We start from the raw sequence: 14,582 nt of genomic DNA on the forward strand, positions 1-14,582 counted from the left end.
GGGGCTCAGGCCGGCTCGCTCCCCGCGACGCCCGGCACCGGCCCGGCCACCCGGGCCGGGACGCGCTGGACGAGTAGCCGGGCGGCGGCGCGGATCGCGACGAGGCCGGCCCGGGCGACCCGGATCTGTCCCGGGAGCTGGCGCGGGCCGATCGGCCGATAGGCGAGGCGCGGGCTCGCGCGCTCGGCCTCGGAGATGGCGTGGCCGAGCGGGAGGGCCGCGATCCGGCGCGCCTCGGCCTCGGGGATGGCGAGGCGCCGCGCCCAGGCGAGGTCGCGCTGGAGGACGCCCGCGCCGTGCAGGCGGCGGAACCGGGCGCGCCACAGGTAGCGCCGCACGCAGCGATGAAAAAGCTCCATCCGGGCGTCGCACAGGGCGTCGGGCTCCTCACAGCGCGAGCGGATCGTGTCGGCGACGCCCCCCGGGGCCCGCCCGGTAAGCCGGGCCGAGATCGTCACGCACACGTCGGGGGCGTGGCGCACCCGCAGGCCGTGGGCGATCAGCCGGGCGATGAACGCCCCGTCCTCGCCCAGCGGGATCTCGGGCATGCCCCCCACCTGGAGATAGGCCGCGCGGGTCACCGCCAGCGTCGCGCCGATCGTGGTGCGGTGGCAGGGCCAGGGATCGTGCGGGTCCGGGTCGATCCGCGCCTCGGCCTCGGTGATCAGCGCGTCGTAGGTGTCCTCCAGCCGTCCACGGGCGTGGAGCGCGTCCGGCAGCAGCCGGCCCTCGGCTTCGTCCAGCTCGACCCGCCCCGCCACCGCGTCGGCGCCGGCTGCGAGGGCGGCGCGGTTGCGGGCGACCCAGTCCGGCGGCACGCGGCTGTCGGCGTCGGTGGACAGGATCGCGCCGTTCCCCTCCCCCAGCCACGCGGCCGCCGCATCCATCGCCCGGCGGCGGGCCCAGCCCGCGTGCGCGCCGGAAAAGTCCTCGACACTCACGCGCACGGGCACCGGCAGGGTCGGCGCGAGGTCCGCGACGATCCGGTCGGTGCCGTCGGTGCAGTTGTTGAGGAACAGGACGACGCCGAGGGCGCCCGGCGGCAGGCCGGCCTGCGCGCCGATCGCCCGCAGGCAGGCGGCGATCCGCTCGGCCTCGTTGCGCACCGGCACCGCGATCACCGCGACCGGGCAGTCGGCTGTGAGGCTCGTCATCGCGAAAGCAGTCTCCGTCGCGCCGGGGCGCCCGGCACGCGGGGTTATGGCGGGACCCAGATGAACGGAAGCCGATCGGTCACAGGGTCTTCTCGACCAGCCCCTCGATCCACTCGGGCTGCGTTTCGCCCACCGAGCGGCCGGTCTCGGTCGCGCCCTTGAAGGCGATCAGCGTGCTCTGCATCCGCACGTTCAGGCTGCGGAGCAGCGCCTTCTGGCTGTCGAAGTCGATGTCGAGGATCAGGAGGTCCTTGAAGCGCGGCTCGGCGGCGAGCTTGGCGAGGATAGGCTTCTGCGTCCGGCAGATCGGGCACCAGGGGGCGCTGACCTCCACCAGGATCGGCCGCCCGGCCTTCTGCGCGGCCTCGAAGGCCTCCGGCGTGAACGGCGCGACCTCGCCCGCCCGTGCGGGGACGGCCGCGGCGGCGGCGAGCCCGGCGAGCGCCAGGGCGAGGAGGGTGCGACGCGTCTTCATGCCGGCGATTCCTCGGACCGCTTCTGTCCCGGGACGATTCGGCGGCCCGTGCCGGGAGGTTACACCACCCGGGCCGTCACGGGCGTGCGGCCGGCCCACATCACCGCGACGCGGTCGGGCGACCGGCCCGCTCCTCCTCCGCGAGCGCCGCGATCGCCTCGGCATCCACGCCCTCCATCGGGCGGCGCACCCGCAACGCCCGGGTCGGCTCGCCCGCGCGCATCACCAGCACGATCGTCTCCATGTCCGGGCAGCCGGGATCGGCGCAGGCGATCTCGTTGACCGCGAGCGCGTCGCCCTCGCCCAGGGCCAGCGCGGCGGTCAGTTCCGCCTTCAGCCGGGCCGAGAGCGACGCCCGCTCGACCGAGCGGGCCCGCCACGCCTTGAGGCTCACGAAGGCCATGCCGCACCGCGTCTCCGCCGGATCGTTCCGCTCGCGGGGCGTCGGTGCCCCGCACGATGCAACACTGTTGCGCCGCGGCGGGCGCCGTCAAGCCGGGCGCCGGACACGTTCCGGCCGAGAACCTGCAACGAATGGCGCCCTCGCCCGTAATCGGTGGGGCGGGGGAGATCTGAGTCTTGCGACCCTGGCGGGATGGACCGGGCGACCGGCGCGGCTACCACCACGGCAACCTGAAAGAGGCGCTGATCGAGGCGGCGCGCCGGTTCATCGCCGAGCGCGGCATCGGCGGCTTCACGCTCGTCGACGCGGCGCGCGTCGTGGGCGTCACCCCGGCCGCCCTGTACCGGCATTTCCGCGGCCGCGAGGCCCTGCTGGAGGAACTGGCCGGCCGCGGCTTCAACGAGCTGGCCGCCCGGCTCGCCCGGGCGCTCACCTCGCGCGGCACGGCGCTCGAGCGCTTCACCCGGATGGGCGAAGCCTACCTCGCCTTCGCCGAGGAGGAGCCGGCCTACTACGCCGCGATCTTCGAGACCCGCGGCCTCCCGGCGGAGGCGTCGGCCGAGGCGCCGGCCCTTCGCCCGAGCCCGTTCGATCTCCTCGTCGAGGCGCTGCAAGCCACCTTCGCGGACGGGTTCGGCGGCGTCGCCCCGCGCTTCATCGCCCTCGAAGTCTGGGCGCTGGCCCACGGGCTCGCCACACTCTCGGCCGCCGGCCACCTGCCCCGCGGTCCCGGCCTGCCGGACAAGTACGAGTTGCTGCGGGCGGGCGTGCTCGCCCTGGTCCACGGCGCCGCCCGGCGGGAGTAGCCGCCGCGACGGCGCGGTCCGGACGGCCCTTGAAAGCCTCCGGGGGCGCCCGCATGTTAACCCCGTTCACATGCGAACAGCGGAGCCCACCCGTGAGCACATCCTCCACCTCTCCCTGGGCGAACGGCAGGGCCTGCCGCTCCGGCCCGTTCCCCCGCCGCTCCTTGGAGATCGGCGCGATCGTCCTCGGCTTCATCTACTGGTGGCCGGTCGGCCTCGGCCTCCTGGCCTGGAAGTTCGCCGGCTACCCGGCCTTCGACGCTCTGCGCGACACGGCGCGGCGCGGCCTCGACGGCTGGCAGGGCGGCACCGAAGGCCCGCGGCCGGCCTCCCGCTTCGCCCGCGCCTTCGAGGCGGCCAACCGCGGCGGCAGCGGCAACTGGGCCTTCGACGCGTATCGCCGCGCCGAGCTGGAGCGCCTGGAAGCGCAGCGCCGCGCCCTCCAGGAGGAGAGCCGCGCCTTCGCCGAATTCGTCGAGGAGCTGAAGCGGGCCAAGGACCGCGAGCAGTTCGACGCCTTCATGGCCAAGCGCCGCGCCGAGGGCACCGAGGGCCCCCGCACCGCCTGATTTTTTTTGGACCTGTCGCGTCGAGGGCTCCCGGTCTCCGGGGGCCCATTTTCCTGCGCTCCGTTTCTCCCGGCGCGTTGCGCGGGCCCGCGGCCTCCGGCACATGTCGGCCTCGCGCGAATCCGGGGACAGCGGCGATGGCGACGGTCACGGTGGTCGATCACCCGCTGGTGCAGCACAAGCTGACCCTGCTGCGGGACAAGACCCGCTCGACCAAGGGTTTCCGCCAGCTCCTCAACGAGATCGGCACGCTGCTCGCCTACGAGGTGACGCGCGACCTGCCGCTGGAGCCGGTGACGATCGAGACGCCGATCCAGGCGATGGAGGGCCGCCAGATCCAGGGCAAGAAGCTGGTGCTCGCCCCGATCCTGCGCGCGGGCGTCGGCTTCCTCGACGGGATGCTGTCGCTGCTGCCCTCGGCCCGGGTGGCGCATGTCGGGCTCTACCGCGACCCCGAGACGCTTCAGGCGGTGGAGTACTACTTCAAGGCGCCCTCGGATCTCGCCGACCGCACCGTGCTGGTGCTCGACCCGATGCTCGCCACGGCGAACTCGGCGGTCGCCGCCCTCGACCGGTTGAAGGCCCGCGGCGGCGCCGACCTGCGCTTCGTCTGCCTGCTCGCGGCGCCGGAGGGGCTCGAACGGCTGCGGGCGGCCCATCCCGACGTGCCGGTCTGGACCGCGGCGATCGACAGCCACCTCGACGACCACGGCTACATCGTGCCGGGCCTCGGCGACGCGGGCGACCGGATGTACGGCACCCGCTGAGAGCCGCCTTGCGGTGCGACGGCAGAACGCCCATCTCCGCCGCGTTGCCCCGCTTCCAGGTCCCCTTTCCAGGACGCGTCGCCATGACCGACCCGCGCACCACCTACGCCGAGCCCGCCTACGCCCCGGGCTACGCCAGCAGCCTGCCGATCCCGTTCGTGCGCGCGAGCCTCGGCGGCCGCACGATGGCCTACCTCCTCGACATCGTGTTCATCCTCGGCTTCACCGCCCTGTTGACGCTGGCGATCACCCTGATCGGCCTCGTCACCTTCGGGCTCGGCTGGACGCTGTTCGCGGTGCTGCCGGCGAGCGGCATCCTCTACAGCGCGATCACGGTGGGCGGCAACCGCCAGAGCACGCTCGGTCAGCGAATGCTCGGCCTGCGGGTCGTCGCTCCCGAGAGCGGCCGGCGCGTCGACGTGCTCACCGCCGCGGTGCACGCCCTGCTGTTCTACGTGGCGATCTCGACCTTCCTGCTGTGGTGCGTCGACATCGCCTTCGGGCTGATGCGCCCCGACCGGCGCCTCGGGCACGACCTGCTGCTCGGCCTCGCCGTGGTGCACGCCCGCTGAGGCGCCGGGCCCCCGCAGTCACCGAACCGGGATTTTTCGGGGCCCGGGACCGCGGGACCCATTGAGCCGGCGTCCCGCCGCTGTAAACTGGACGGCAGGCGCGGCCAGCCCCGCCCGCCAGGGTCCCGACCGAGCGTGACGAGCCACCCGCGCGACACCCCGCAATTCTACCTCACCGCCCCCTCGCCCTGCCCCTATCTCCAGGGCCAGGAGGAGCGGAAGGTGTTCACCCACCTCGTCGGGCGCCGCGCCCGCGACCTCAACGAGATCCTGACCCAGGGCGGCTTCCGCCGCTCGCAGACCATCGCCTACCGGCCGGCCTGCGAGACCTGCCGGGCCTGCATCTCGGTGCGGGTCGTGGTCGACGATTTCCAGCCCAGCGCGAGCCAGCGGCGGATCCTCACCCGCAACGACGATCTCGTCGGCGCGCCCGAGCCCAACCGCCCCTCCTCCGAGCAGTACGCCCTGTTCCGCCGCTACCTCGACGCCCGCCACGGTGACGGCGGCATGATCGACATGACGGTGCTCGACTACGCGATGATGGTCGAGGACAGCCACGTCGACACCCACCTCGTGGCCTACCGCCGCCACGGGCCCGACACGGCGATCACCGGCCGCGGCGCCGGCCCGGCCCGGGCCTTCTGCCTGACCGACGTGCTCTCGGACGGGCTGTCGATGGTCTACTCGTTCTACGACCCCGAGGAGGCCGGCCGCTCGCCCGGCACCTTCATGATCCTCGACCACATCCGCCGGGCGCGGGCCATGGGCCTGCCCTACCTCTATCTCGGCTACTGGGTCGATGGTTCGCGCAAGATGGACTACAAGGCCCGGTTCCGGCCGCAGGAGCGCCTGATGGGCCAGGGCTGGGTGCGGGCGGAGTGACCCGCCGGGGGTGGCACCCGCCGATCGGGCCCCCGCCGATTGAGCCGCCGGCCCGCCGCGTGCTACCGGCCGCGGACGTTTCCCGGACCGCGCCGAGGCCCCGATGATCCCCCGCTACAGCCGCCCCGCGATGACGGCGATCTGGTCGCCCGAGTCGCGCTTCCGGATCTGGTTCGAGATCGAGGCGCACGCCACCTCCGCGCTCGCCGAGATCGGGGTCGTTCCGCGGGCCGCCGCCGACAAAGTCTGGGAGAAGGGCCGCGACGCGGTGTTCGACGTCGCCCGGATCGATGAGATCGAGGCGGTGACGAAGCACGACGTCATCGCCTTCCTCACGCATCTGGCCGAGATCGTCGGGCCCGAGGCGCGGTTCGTCCACCAGGGCATGACCTCGTCCGACGTGCTCGACACCTGCCTCAACGTGCAGCTCGTGCGCGCCGCCGACATCCTGATCGCCGACGTGGACGCCCTGCTCGCCGCGCTCGAACGCCGGGCGTTCGAGCACAAGCACACGCCGACCATCGGGCGCTCGCACGGCATCCACGCCGAGCCCGTCACCTTCGGCCTCAAGCTGGCGCAGGCCCACGCCGAGTTCGCGCGCAACCGCGCCCGGCTGGTGGCGGCCCGCGAGGAGGTCGCCACCTGCGCGATCTCGGGGGCGGTCGGCACCTTCGCCAACATCGACCCGCGGGTGGAGGAATACGTCGCGCGCAAGATGGGCCTGAGCCCCGAGCCGGTCTCGACCCAGGTCATCCCCCGCGACCGCCACGCCCAGTTCTTCGCGACGCTCGGCGTCGTCGCCTCCTCGCTGGAGCGGCTGGCGATCGAGATCCGCCACCTCCAGCGCACCGAGGTGCTGGAGGCGGAGGAGTACTTCTCGGAGGGCCAGAAGGGGTCCTCCGCGATGCCGCACAAGCGCAACCCGGTGCTCACCGAGAACGTCACCGGCCTCGCCCGGATGGTGCGCGGCTACGTCGTCCCGGCACTGGAGAACGTCGCCCTCTGGCACGAGCGCGACATCTCGCACTCGTCGGTGGAGCGGATGATCGGCCCCGACGCCACCGTGACCCTCGACTTCGCGCTGGCCCGGATGACCGGGGTGATCGACAAGCTGCTGGTCTACCCCGCCACCATGCAGAAGAACCTCGATCGGCTGGGCGGCCTCGTCCACTCGCAGCGGGTACTGCTGGCGCTCACCCAGGCCGGCCTGTCCCGCGAGGACGCCTACCGGCTGGTCCAGCGCAACGCGATGCCGGTCTGGCGCGGCGAGGGCGACTTCCTGGCCCTTCTCAAGGCCGACGCCGAGGTGACCCGGGCGCTGACGCCGGAGCAGATCGAGGCGTGCTTCGACCTCGGCTACCACTTCAAGCACGTCGACACGATTTTCACGCGGGTGTTCGGCCGGGCGTGAGGCGCACGCCACCGCCCGAAGTGCGGGTGCGTGGCCGCCCGCGCTTGCCCCGGAACGGCGTGAGGCGTTACGCTTGAAGCGTAGGTCGGAAATGGATTTCGACTGGGATAACACCAAAGAGGCGCACGTCCGTGCTGAGCGGGGGTTCGGCTTTGCCGAAGCGATCACGATCTTCGGCGGCCGGGTGACCGAGCGTCAGGACACGCGCCACGACTATGGTGAAGTCAGAATGATCGCGGTCGGTCAGGCCGACGGTATCTTCTACACGGTGGTCTACACCGACCGAGGGGATGTCCGGCACGTGATCACCGCGTGGCCCTCGAACCGGAAGGAGCGCACGGCATGGCTCGCATCAGCCTGAAGGAAGCGCTGGAGCGACCGTCCACCGTCGACCGCGAGAAACTTGCCGCGACCACGGAGGCGGACATCGCCCGCTACATGCGCGAGGATGGCTTCGATCCCGACGCCGAGCCGTCCGGCCCCGTTCTCTCGATCCCCACCGCCGGCGAGCTGCGCGCGCGTCTCGACCTGACGCAGGAGGCGTTCGCCGCCTTCCTGCGCGTGCCGGTCGGCACGGTCCGGAATTGGGAGCAGGGCCGCACGTTCCCCGATCCGGCGGCACGGACCCTGCTGGCGCTCGTGGCGGCCGACCCGGCCCATGCCGCGCGGATCCTCGGACGTCCGTCCGCGCGGCCCCCGGAGGATCAGAGCGTCGCCCGGAGGCGCGCATGAGGTCGCCCGTTCCGCCCAGCCCGCACCGGCGGCGGGCGAACACCGCACAGACCCGACAACGGAAGGCAGTCCCGTGAGCGCATCCCGCACCGTCTATCTCAACGGCGAGTTCGTCCCCCTCGACCAGGCGCGCGTGCCGGTCATGGACCGCGGCTTCCTGTTCGCGGACGGGATCTACGAGGTCTCGGCGGTGCTCGACGGGAAACTCGTCGACAACGCCGCCCACCTCGCCCGCCTCGACCGCTCGCTCGGCGAGATCGGCATCGCGAACCCGCACGATGCGGCCGCGTGGGAGCGCCTCCAGGCCGACCTCGTCGCCCGCAACGGGCTCGTCGAGGGCCTGGTCTACATGCAGGTGACCCGCGGGGTGATGGAGCGCGATTTCGGCTTCCCGCCGGCCGGCACGCCGACGACGGTGGTGATGTTCACGCAGGCGAAGAAGATCGTCGCCAACCCGCTGGCCGAGAGCGGCGCCCGGGTGATCACCGTCGAGGACCTGCGCTGGAAGCGGCGGGACATCAAGTCGGTGGCGCTGCTCGCCCAGGTGCTCGCCAAGCAGCAGGCGGTGGAGGCCGGCGTCGCTGAGGCCTGGATGGTCGAGGACGGGGCGGTGACCGAGGGCTCGTCGTCCACCGCCTTCATCGTCACCCGCGACCGGACCCTGATCACCCGGCCGCTCTCGACGGCGCTCCTGCCCGGCATCACCCGCGCCAGCGTGCTGCGTCTGGCAGGCGAGGCCGACCTGCGCGTCGAGGAGCGGCTGTTCACCGTGGCAGAGGCGCTGGAGGCGCAGGAAGCGTTCTACACCAGCGCCTCGTCCTTCGTGATGCCGGTGGTGGAGATCGACGGGACCCGGCTGGGCGACGGTGTCCCGGGCCCGCTGAGCCGGCGCCTGCGCGCGCTCTATCTCGAAGTCGCCCGGGGCGCGTGAGGCCGGCGCGCCGCCCGGGCCGGGCAGGAACGGATTCCATCCCCGTCTGTTCCTCCCCGACCTCGTGACCGAACCGGGAGCCCCGCCATGCGGAAGACCACGTTGCTCGCCGCGCTGGCGGCGGGCCTGCTCGCCACGGCGGCCCAGACGCCCGCGCAGGCGCAGAATCCCGACGCGCCGCTCCGAAAGCAGGACAGCGACCCCGCCCTGCCACCTGCCGCCCAGACGCCCCCCGACCGGGTGCGCCCGAGCGCCGACGCGCCGCCTCAGGACCAGACCCTCAGCGACAAGCTCCAGAAGAACGACGGGGTGATCAAGCCGCCCGCCGACGCGGCCGCGGGCACCGTCGTGAAGCCCGATCAGTCGGGGACGATGCCGGTGATTAAGCCCGGCGAGCTGCCCGGCCGCCAGCCCGGCACGGAAGCCAAGTAGCGCGCCGCGTAACGCGCGGACCCGGCGCGCCGCGCCCGTCCCGCGCGGGGCGTTCCGCCGCCGCGGGGCTGGGCGCGGGGCTGGGTCGGCGGCGCCTTGCTTGATTTCCCCCGCCGGATCGCGGAAACGGCCGCACGGAGCGCCGCCCGCGCCCGCGTGCGGCGCCACCCGGATTCCGTCGCGGGCGAGCAGGCAGGCATGGCCAACGTCGTCGTAGTCGGCGCCCAGTGGGGCGACGAGGGCAAGGGCAAGATCGTCGACTGGCTCTCCGAGCAGGCCGACATCGTGGTCCGCTTCCAGGGCGGCCACAACGCCGGCCACACGCTGGTCATCGACGGGGTGACCTACAAGCTGGCGCTGCTGCCCTCCGGGGTGGTGCGCGGCGGCAAGCTGTCGGTGATCGGCAACGGCGTCGTCGTCGATCCCTGGCACCTCGTCGACGAGATCGAGCGGATCACGGCGCAGGGCGTCTCGGTGACCCCCGAGTCGCTGCGCGTGGCCGACAACGCCACCCTGATCCTGCCGCTGCACCGGGAACTCGACCATTTCCGCGAGACGGCCAATGCCGGCCTCAAGATCGGCACCACCAAGCGCGGCATCGGCCCGGCCTACGAGGACAAGGTCGGCCGCCGGGCGATCCGCGTCGTCGACCTCGCCGACCCGGACGCGCTGCCGGCCAAGATCGAGCGGGTGCTGACCCACCACAACGCCCTGCGCCGGGGGCTGGGCATCGCCGAGGTCGACGCGGGCGCCCTGCTCGCCGAACTCAAGGCCATCGCCCCGAAGATCCTGCCCTTCGCCACCACCGTCTGGGCGCTGCTCGACGAGGAGCGACGGGCGGGCAAGCGCATCCTGTTCGAGGGCGCGCAGGGCGCGCTCCTCGACGTGGACCACGGCACCTACCCGTTCGTCACCTCCTCCAACATCGTCGCGGCCCAGGCGGCCACCGGCTCCGGCCTCGGGCCGGGCGCCATCGGCTACGTGCTGGGCATCGCGAAGGCCTACACGACCCGGGTCGGCGAGGGCCCGTTCCCGACCGAGCTGCACGACGCCATCGGCGAAACCATCGGCAGCCGCGGCCGGGAGTTCGGCGTCAACACCGGCCGCAAGCGCCGCTGCGGCTGGTTCGACGCGGTGCTGGTGCGCCAGACCGTGCGCACCTCCGGCATCGACGGCATCGCGCTCACCAAGCTCGACATCCTCGACGGCTTCGAGGAGATCCGGATCTGCACCGGCTACCGCCTCGACGGACAGGCGATCGACCACCTGCCGGCGAGCCAGGCGGCTCAAGGCAAGGTCGAGCCGATCTACGAGACGATCCCCGGCTGGTCCGAAACCACCGCCGGCGCCCGCTCCTGGGCCGACCTGCCGGCCCAAGCGATCAAGTATGTCCGCCGGATCGAGGAGCTGATCGGCGCGCCGGTGGCGCTGCTCTCGACCTCGCCGGAGCGCGACGACACGATCCTGATGCACAACCCCTTCGAGGACTGAGCCTCTCAGGATCGAGTGCGCCGGAGCCACCCCCGGCCCCGGGACGGCGCCGCGCCCGGGGACGTGCGCGGCGACTTATCCGGTTGACGATCGTCGCCCCGACGCCCGATCCGGTATGTCGAGGATCGAGAATGCGTTAGAAGGGCGGCCGATACGGGCCGCGACCGTCGCGGCCGCCTCCGGCACCACGACCGGCGCGCGGGGTCTCCGCGCGCCGGCTGGCGTCCGGGCGGGGCGAACCAGGGCAGAATGGCCGATTACTACCCGCTGCTGGCGCGTGCCCTCGACGCGCTGCCCGACCGATCGCCCGCCCTGCGCCGGGCGGTGTACGACCGCGCGCGCAACGCGCTGATCAGCCAGCTCCGCTCCCTCGAACCGCCCCTGTCGGAGGACGACATCGACCTGGAGCGGCGGGCGCTCGACGCCGCCATCGACCGGCTCGAAGTCGATCACGGCGGCGTGCCCGCCCCGGCCAACGACGCGGCTTCGCCCGCCGCGGATCCGGCGGCACCGCCTCCGGCCGTCCCCGAGCCGCCCGAGCCCGAACCGCCCGCCGCCGGACCGGCCGTCTCCGCAACGCCTGTCCCGGCACCGCCTGTCTCCGAACCGTCCCTGCCGGAACCGGCCCCGCCCGAGCCGCCCGCCCCCGGGGCTCAGCCCTCCGAGCCGGTCGGCCCCGCGCTGCCGGCCGCCGCAGCGCCCGTCTTCATCCCGGCCTCGCCCGCGCCGGAACCGGAGCCCCGCGAGGCGGCGATCGCCATCGCGCCGCGCCGGCCCCGGTCGGCCGCCGCCCCGTCCGCCCCCGAGACCGGGGAGCCGGAGCCCGCCGAACCCGCCGAGACCGCGGCCGAGACCGTGCCCGCGGAGTCCGGCAACGGCCGCCAGCGGCCGCGTATCGCGGTCGTGCCCCCGCGGGCGGGGCGCTCGCGGATGCTGCGCAACGGGGTCGTCGGGGTGGCGCTCGCGGCGGTGATCGGCGCCATCGCCGTGGTGGCGTTCCTGCTGCGCGACAGGCCGCAGGCCCTTCCCCCGGTCGGCGCCGAGACGGCGGGGACGCAGCAGTCCGACAACGGCGACGCGAAGTTCAACGACCGGGTCGGCGGCGATGCGGCCCCCGCCGCGGCCCCGCGCCAGACCGCCCCGCCCCCGCCGCGAACCGACGCCGCGCAGCCGGGCATCGCGGTGGCCCAGCGCGCCGTGCTGCTGGAGGAATCGACCAGCAGCGACAGCACGCAGCCGACCACCACCCCGGGCCGGGTGACGTGGCGCCTCGACGCGGTCAACGGCGAGCAGGGCCAGCCGCTCCAGACCGTGGTGGCGGCGACCGTGACCTATCCGGAGGCCGGCCTGACGCTGGTGATGAAGATCCAGCGCAACCTCGACGCCACGCTGCCGGCCTCGCACACCGTGAGCCTCGCCTTCAGCCAGTCCGGCCCCGAGGGCGCGTCCCGGGTGGTGCAGGATGTCGGCCTGCTCCAGGCCAAGGACGAGGAGAACGGCCGCGGCTCGCCGGTCTCCGGCCTGCCGGTGCGGGTGCGCGAGAACCTGTTCTTGATCGGCCTGTCGTCGCTGCCGAGCGACGTGGAGCGCAACACCGACCTGCTGCTGCGCCGCCCGTGGTTCGAGATCGCGGTGCGCTACGCCTCCGGAAAGCGCGCCGTGCTCGTGTTCGAGAAGGGCACATCCGGCACGCAGGTGCTCCAGAGCGCCTTCGACGCGTGGCGCTGAGCGCGCCGCGCCGGGGCCCTCAGGCGCCGGCGCTCGCCCGCGGCAGCTCGCGGGTGGCGATGTTGCGCTTGACCGCCTCCTGAACCTTCTCGAAGGCCCGCACCTCGATCTGCCGGACGCGCTCGCGCGAGACGCCGAACTCGCCGGACAGATCCTCCAGGGTGATCGGGTCCTCGGCGAGCCGCCGCGCCTCGAAGATGCGCCGTTCCCGCGGGTTGAGGACGCCGAGCGCGTCGCGCAGGGCCGAGAGGCGGTTCTGCCCCTCCTCCTCACGGGCCAGCACCGTCTCCTGACTCGGGGAATTGTCGACCAGCCAGTCCTGCCACTCGCCCTCGCCCTCCTCGCGCAGCGGCGCGTTGAGCGAAGTGTCGCCGGACAGGCGCCGGTTCATGTCGACCACGTCCTGCTCGGGCACGCCGAGGCGGGTGGCGATCTGCGCGACCTGATCCGGCTTGAGGTCGCCCTCGTCGAGCGCCGAGATCCGGCCCTTGGCCTTGCGCAGGTTGAAGAACAGCTTCTTCTGGTTGGCGGTGGTGCCCATCTTCACGAGCGACCACGAGCGCAGGATGTATTCCTGGATCGCCGCCTTGATCCACCACATCGCGTAGGTGGCGAGCCGGAAGCCCTTGTCCGGGTCGAAGCGCTTGACCGCCTGCATCAGGCCGACATTGCCCTCCGACACGACCTCGCCGATCGGCAGGCCGTAGCCGCGGTAGCCCATGGCGATCTTGGCCACGAGCCGCAGGTGCGAGGTCACGAGGCGGTGGGCGGCCTCGCGGTCGCCCGCGTCCCGCCAGGACTTGGCGAGGGTGAACTCCTCGGTCGGCTCCAGCATCGGAAACTTGCGGATCTCGTCGAGGTAGCGCGAGAGCCCGCCTTCGTTGGCGAGCACGGGCAGCGCACTGGCCATGGCATTCTCCTAAACCAAAGGTCCCCCTGACGGGCGGACGCGTCGAGCGAGCGGGCCGCTCTTGAGCCGACCCTCCCGGACACCCATGTCATAATGGACTGCCCGGCTGCGCCGATAGCGTCGGGGACACCGAACGTCGTCACCAACGCGCGATCCGCGCATCGGGTTTGACCCTGGCACGATGTGCCGCGCCCCGCGGTGCCCTTTCGCACGCCCCGACCCACGCACTGTGGCCTGATTCAGGCGACCCGCAGCGCCGCCAGCAGGTTCGCCATCTCGGGGGGCAGCGGGCTCTCGAAGCGCAGCGTCTCCCCGGTCCGCGGGTGGCTGAAGCCCAGCAGTTCGGCGTGGAGCGCCTGCCGCCCGAGGGCGGCGAGCGCCGCCCTGGCCGGCTCCGGCAGCCGCGCCGCCTTGGTGCGGAAGGCCGCGCCGTAGACGGCGTCTCCGAGCAGCGGGTGGCCGCGATGGGCGAGGTGGACGCGGATCTGGTGCGTGCGCCCGGTCTCCAGGCGGCAGCGCACGAGGGACGCTTCCGGGGCGGTCTCAGGAAATGCCTCTGCGACGGCGTAGTGGGTCACCGCGTGGCGGCCGGCCTCGTCGGACACCACGGCGATCTTCTCGCGGTTGTGGCGGGCGCGGGCGAGGCTCGCGCGGATCGTGCCGGCGCGCGGCTGCGGCAGGCCCCAGACCAGGGCGCTGTAGGCGCGCACCAGCGGCCCGGTGCGGCCGTGGTCGGCGAACTGCGCGGACAGCCCGCGATGGGCGGCGTCGTTCTTGGCGACCACGATCAGGCCGCTCGTGTCCTTGTCGAGGCGGTGGACGATCCCCGGGCGGCGCACGCCGCCGACCCCCGACAGGCTCGCCCCGCAATGGGCGATCAGCGCGTTGACGAGGGTGCCCCCTTCGTGGCCCGGGGCCGGATGGACGACGAGGCCGGCCGGCTTGTCGACCACCACGAGGTCGTCGTCCTCGTAGGCGATCGCCAGCTCCGCCGCCTCGGCCAGGGGAACGGGATCGGCGGCGGGCGGCAGGTCGAGGTCGAGCCGGGCGCCGGCGCCGACCTTGAGGGCGGGATCGCGCACCACCGCGCCGTCCCGCCGGACGTGGCCCGCCCGGACCAGATCCTGCAGGCGCGCCCGGGACAGGTCCGGGAACAGGGCGACGAGCGCCCGGTCGAGCCGGCCGCCGTCGGCGACGATCCCGGCGCGCACGCCCTCGGGTCCCTCAGCCGCCACCCCGAATTCCCGCGCCCCGCCCGATAATCGTGCCGGAGGCCCTTGTGCCCCCGTCGGCCCGTGGCTATAGCAACGCCGCGCCGC

Annotated in this window: 17 protein-coding genes; 12 read left to right on the top strand and 5 right to left on the bottom strand. The window is 73.4% G+C overall.

The window, feature by feature from the left end; translation table 11 throughout:
- Positions 1-5 precede the first annotated feature (5 nt).
- The 3 genes from Q8W71_RS04435 to Q8W71_RS04445 all read right to left on the bottom strand — a co-directional run bounded on the left by Q8W71_RS04435 (position 6) and on the right by Q8W71_RS04445 (position 2,032).
- On the bottom strand, positions 6-1,154 hold the full coding sequence (locus Q8W71_RS04435; protein WP_305524125.1) for a glycosyltransferase family 2 protein: 1,149 nt from the start codon (positions 1,152-1,154) through the stop codon (positions 6-8).
- A gap of 79 nt (positions 1,155-1,233) precedes the next feature.
- Positions 1,234-1,629: a thioredoxin family protein gene (locus Q8W71_RS04440; protein ID WP_305524126.1), complete on the bottom strand. Its 396-nt coding sequence runs from the start codon at positions 1,627-1,629 to the stop codon at positions 1,234-1,236.
- 100 nt (positions 1,630-1,729) lie between these two features.
- The gene (locus Q8W71_RS04445; RefSeq protein WP_305524127.1) at positions 1,730-2,032 is read right to left on the bottom strand and encodes a hypothetical protein; all 303 of its coding nucleotides are present in this window, start codon (positions 2,030-2,032) and stop codon (positions 1,730-1,732) included.
- Between the two features lie 176 nt (positions 2,033-2,208).
- Between Q8W71_RS04445 and Q8W71_RS04450 the strand changes: the two genes are divergently transcribed.
- The 12 genes from Q8W71_RS04450 (at position 2,209) to Q8W71_RS04505 (ending at position 12,353) form a co-directional block, all read left to right on the top strand.
- Entirely contained in the window at positions 2,209-2,838 is a 630-nt protein-coding gene (locus Q8W71_RS04450; protein ID WP_305524128.1) for a TetR/AcrR family transcriptional regulator, read from the top strand.
- Positions 2,839-2,930: 92 nt separating this feature from the next.
- A complete protein-coding gene (locus Q8W71_RS04455; RefSeq protein WP_305524129.1) occupies positions 2,931-3,407 on the top strand; it encodes a DUF2852 domain-containing protein in 477 nt (158 codons plus the stop codon).
- Between the two features lie 137 nt (positions 3,408-3,544).
- Entirely contained in the window at positions 3,545-4,174 is a 630-nt protein-coding gene (gene upp, locus Q8W71_RS04460; protein ID WP_305524130.1) for a uracil phosphoribosyltransferase, read from the top strand.
- Positions 4,175-4,257: 83 nt separating this feature from the next.
- A complete protein-coding gene (locus Q8W71_RS04465) occupies positions 4,258-4,746 on the top strand; it encodes an RDD family protein (protein ID WP_305524131.1) in 489 nt (162 codons plus the stop codon).
- A gap of 135 nt (positions 4,747-4,881) precedes the next feature.
- Positions 4,882-5,628, top strand: coding sequence for an arginyltransferase (locus Q8W71_RS04470; protein ID WP_305524132.1), 747 nt, complete (start codon positions 4,882-4,884; stop codon positions 5,626-5,628).
- Positions 5,629-5,731: 103 nt separating this feature from the next.
- A complete protein-coding gene (gene purB / locus Q8W71_RS04475; RefSeq protein WP_305524133.1) occupies positions 5,732-7,039 on the top strand; it encodes an adenylosuccinate lyase in 1,308 nt (435 codons plus the stop codon).
- 91 nt (positions 7,040-7,130) lie between these two features.
- Positions 7,131-7,400, top strand: coding sequence for a BrnT family toxin (locus Q8W71_RS04480; protein ID WP_305524134.1), 270 nt, complete (start codon positions 7,131-7,133; stop codon positions 7,398-7,400).
- Positions 7,382-7,771 (top strand): helix-turn-helix domain-containing protein, encoded by a 390-nt coding sequence (locus Q8W71_RS04485; protein ID WP_305524135.1) that lies wholly within the window; start codon positions 7,382-7,384, stop codon positions 7,769-7,771. The genes Q8W71_RS04480 and Q8W71_RS04485 overlap by 19 nt, the downstream gene beginning before the upstream one ends.
- A gap of 73 nt (positions 7,772-7,844) precedes the next feature.
- The gene (locus Q8W71_RS04490) at positions 7,845-8,702 is read left to right on the top strand and encodes a D-amino-acid transaminase (RefSeq protein ID WP_305524136.1); all 858 of its coding nucleotides are present in this window, start codon (positions 7,845-7,847) and stop codon (positions 8,700-8,702) included.
- A gap of 87 nt (positions 8,703-8,789) precedes the next feature.
- Entirely contained in the window at positions 8,790-9,134 is a 345-nt protein-coding gene (locus Q8W71_RS04495) for a hypothetical protein (RefSeq protein ID WP_305524137.1), read from the top strand.
- A 198-nt stretch (positions 9,135-9,332) separates the two neighbouring features.
- Entirely contained in the window at positions 9,333-10,625 is a 1,293-nt protein-coding gene (locus Q8W71_RS04500) for an adenylosuccinate synthase (protein ID WP_305524138.1), read from the top strand.
- A gap of 249 nt (positions 10,626-10,874) precedes the next feature.
- Positions 10,875-12,353 carry a histidine kinase gene (locus Q8W71_RS04505; protein ID WP_305524139.1) on the top strand — a complete coding sequence of 493 codons (1,479 nt, stop codon included), beginning with the start codon at positions 10,875-10,877 and terminating at the stop codon, positions 12,351-12,353.
- Positions 12,354-12,372: 19 nt separating this feature from the next.
- Here Q8W71_RS04505 and rpoH read toward each other — a convergent pair whose 3' ends face one another.
- Both rpoH and Q8W71_RS04515 read right to left on the bottom strand, forming a co-directional pair.
- Positions 12,373-13,263, bottom strand: coding sequence for an RNA polymerase sigma factor RpoH (gene rpoH, locus Q8W71_RS04510; protein ID WP_305524140.1), 891 nt, complete (start codon positions 13,261-13,263; stop codon positions 12,373-12,375).
- Positions 13,264-13,502: 239 nt separating this feature from the next.
- Positions 13,503-14,498, bottom strand: coding sequence for an RluA family pseudouridine synthase (locus Q8W71_RS04515; protein ID WP_305524141.1), 996 nt, complete (start codon positions 14,496-14,498; stop codon positions 13,503-13,505).
- Positions 14,499-14,582: the final 84 nt, after the last annotated feature.

It is taken from the genome of Methylobacterium amylolyticum (assembly GCF_030700245.1).
Lineage (GTDB): Bacteria > Pseudomonadota > Alphaproteobacteria > Rhizobiales > Beijerinckiaceae > Methylobacterium.

Bases quoted from the DNA above. Each gene is read 5' to 3' on its own strand.
- Q8W71_RS04485 (WP_305524135.1), top strand. From the start codon at position 7,382: ATGGCTCGCATCAGCCTGAAGGAAGCGCTGGAGCGACCGTCCACCGTC.
- upp (WP_305524130.1), top strand. From the start codon at position 3,545: ATGGCGACGGTCACGGTGGTCGATCACCCGCTGGTGCAGCACAAGCTG.
- purB (WP_305524133.1), top strand. From the start codon at position 5,732: ATGATCCCCCGCTACAGCCGCCCCGCGATGACGGCGATCTGGTCGCCC.
- Q8W71_RS04480 (WP_305524134.1), top strand. From the start codon at position 7,131: ATGGATTTCGACTGGGATAACACCAAAGAGGCGCACGTCCGTGCTGAG.
- Q8W71_RS04435 (WP_305524125.1), bottom strand. From the start codon at position 1,154: ATGACGAGCCTCACAGCCGACTGCCCGGTCGCGGTGATCGCGGTGCCG.
- Q8W71_RS04505 (WP_305524139.1), top strand. From the start codon at position 10,875: ATGGCCGATTACTACCCGCTGCTGGCGCGTGCCCTCGACGCGCTGCCC.
- Q8W71_RS04445 (WP_305524127.1), bottom strand. From the start codon at position 2,032: ATGGCCTTCGTGAGCCTCAAGGCGTGGCGGGCCCGCTCGGTCGAGCGG.
- rpoH (WP_305524140.1), bottom strand. From the start codon at position 13,263: ATGGCCAGTGCGCTGCCCGTGCTCGCCAACGAAGGCGGGCTCTCGCGC.
- Q8W71_RS04500 (WP_305524138.1), top strand. From the start codon at position 9,333: ATGGCCAACGTCGTCGTAGTCGGCGCCCAGTGGGGCGACGAGGGCAAG.
- Q8W71_RS04440 (WP_305524126.1), bottom strand. From the start codon at position 1,629: ATGAAGACGCGTCGCACCCTCCTCGCCCTGGCGCTCGCCGGGCTCGCC.
- Q8W71_RS04495 (WP_305524137.1), top strand. From the start codon at position 8,790: ATGCGGAAGACCACGTTGCTCGCCGCGCTGGCGGCGGGCCTGCTCGCC.
- Q8W71_RS04465 (WP_305524131.1), top strand. From the start codon at position 4,258: ATGACCGACCCGCGCACCACCTACGCCGAGCCCGCCTACGCCCCGGGC.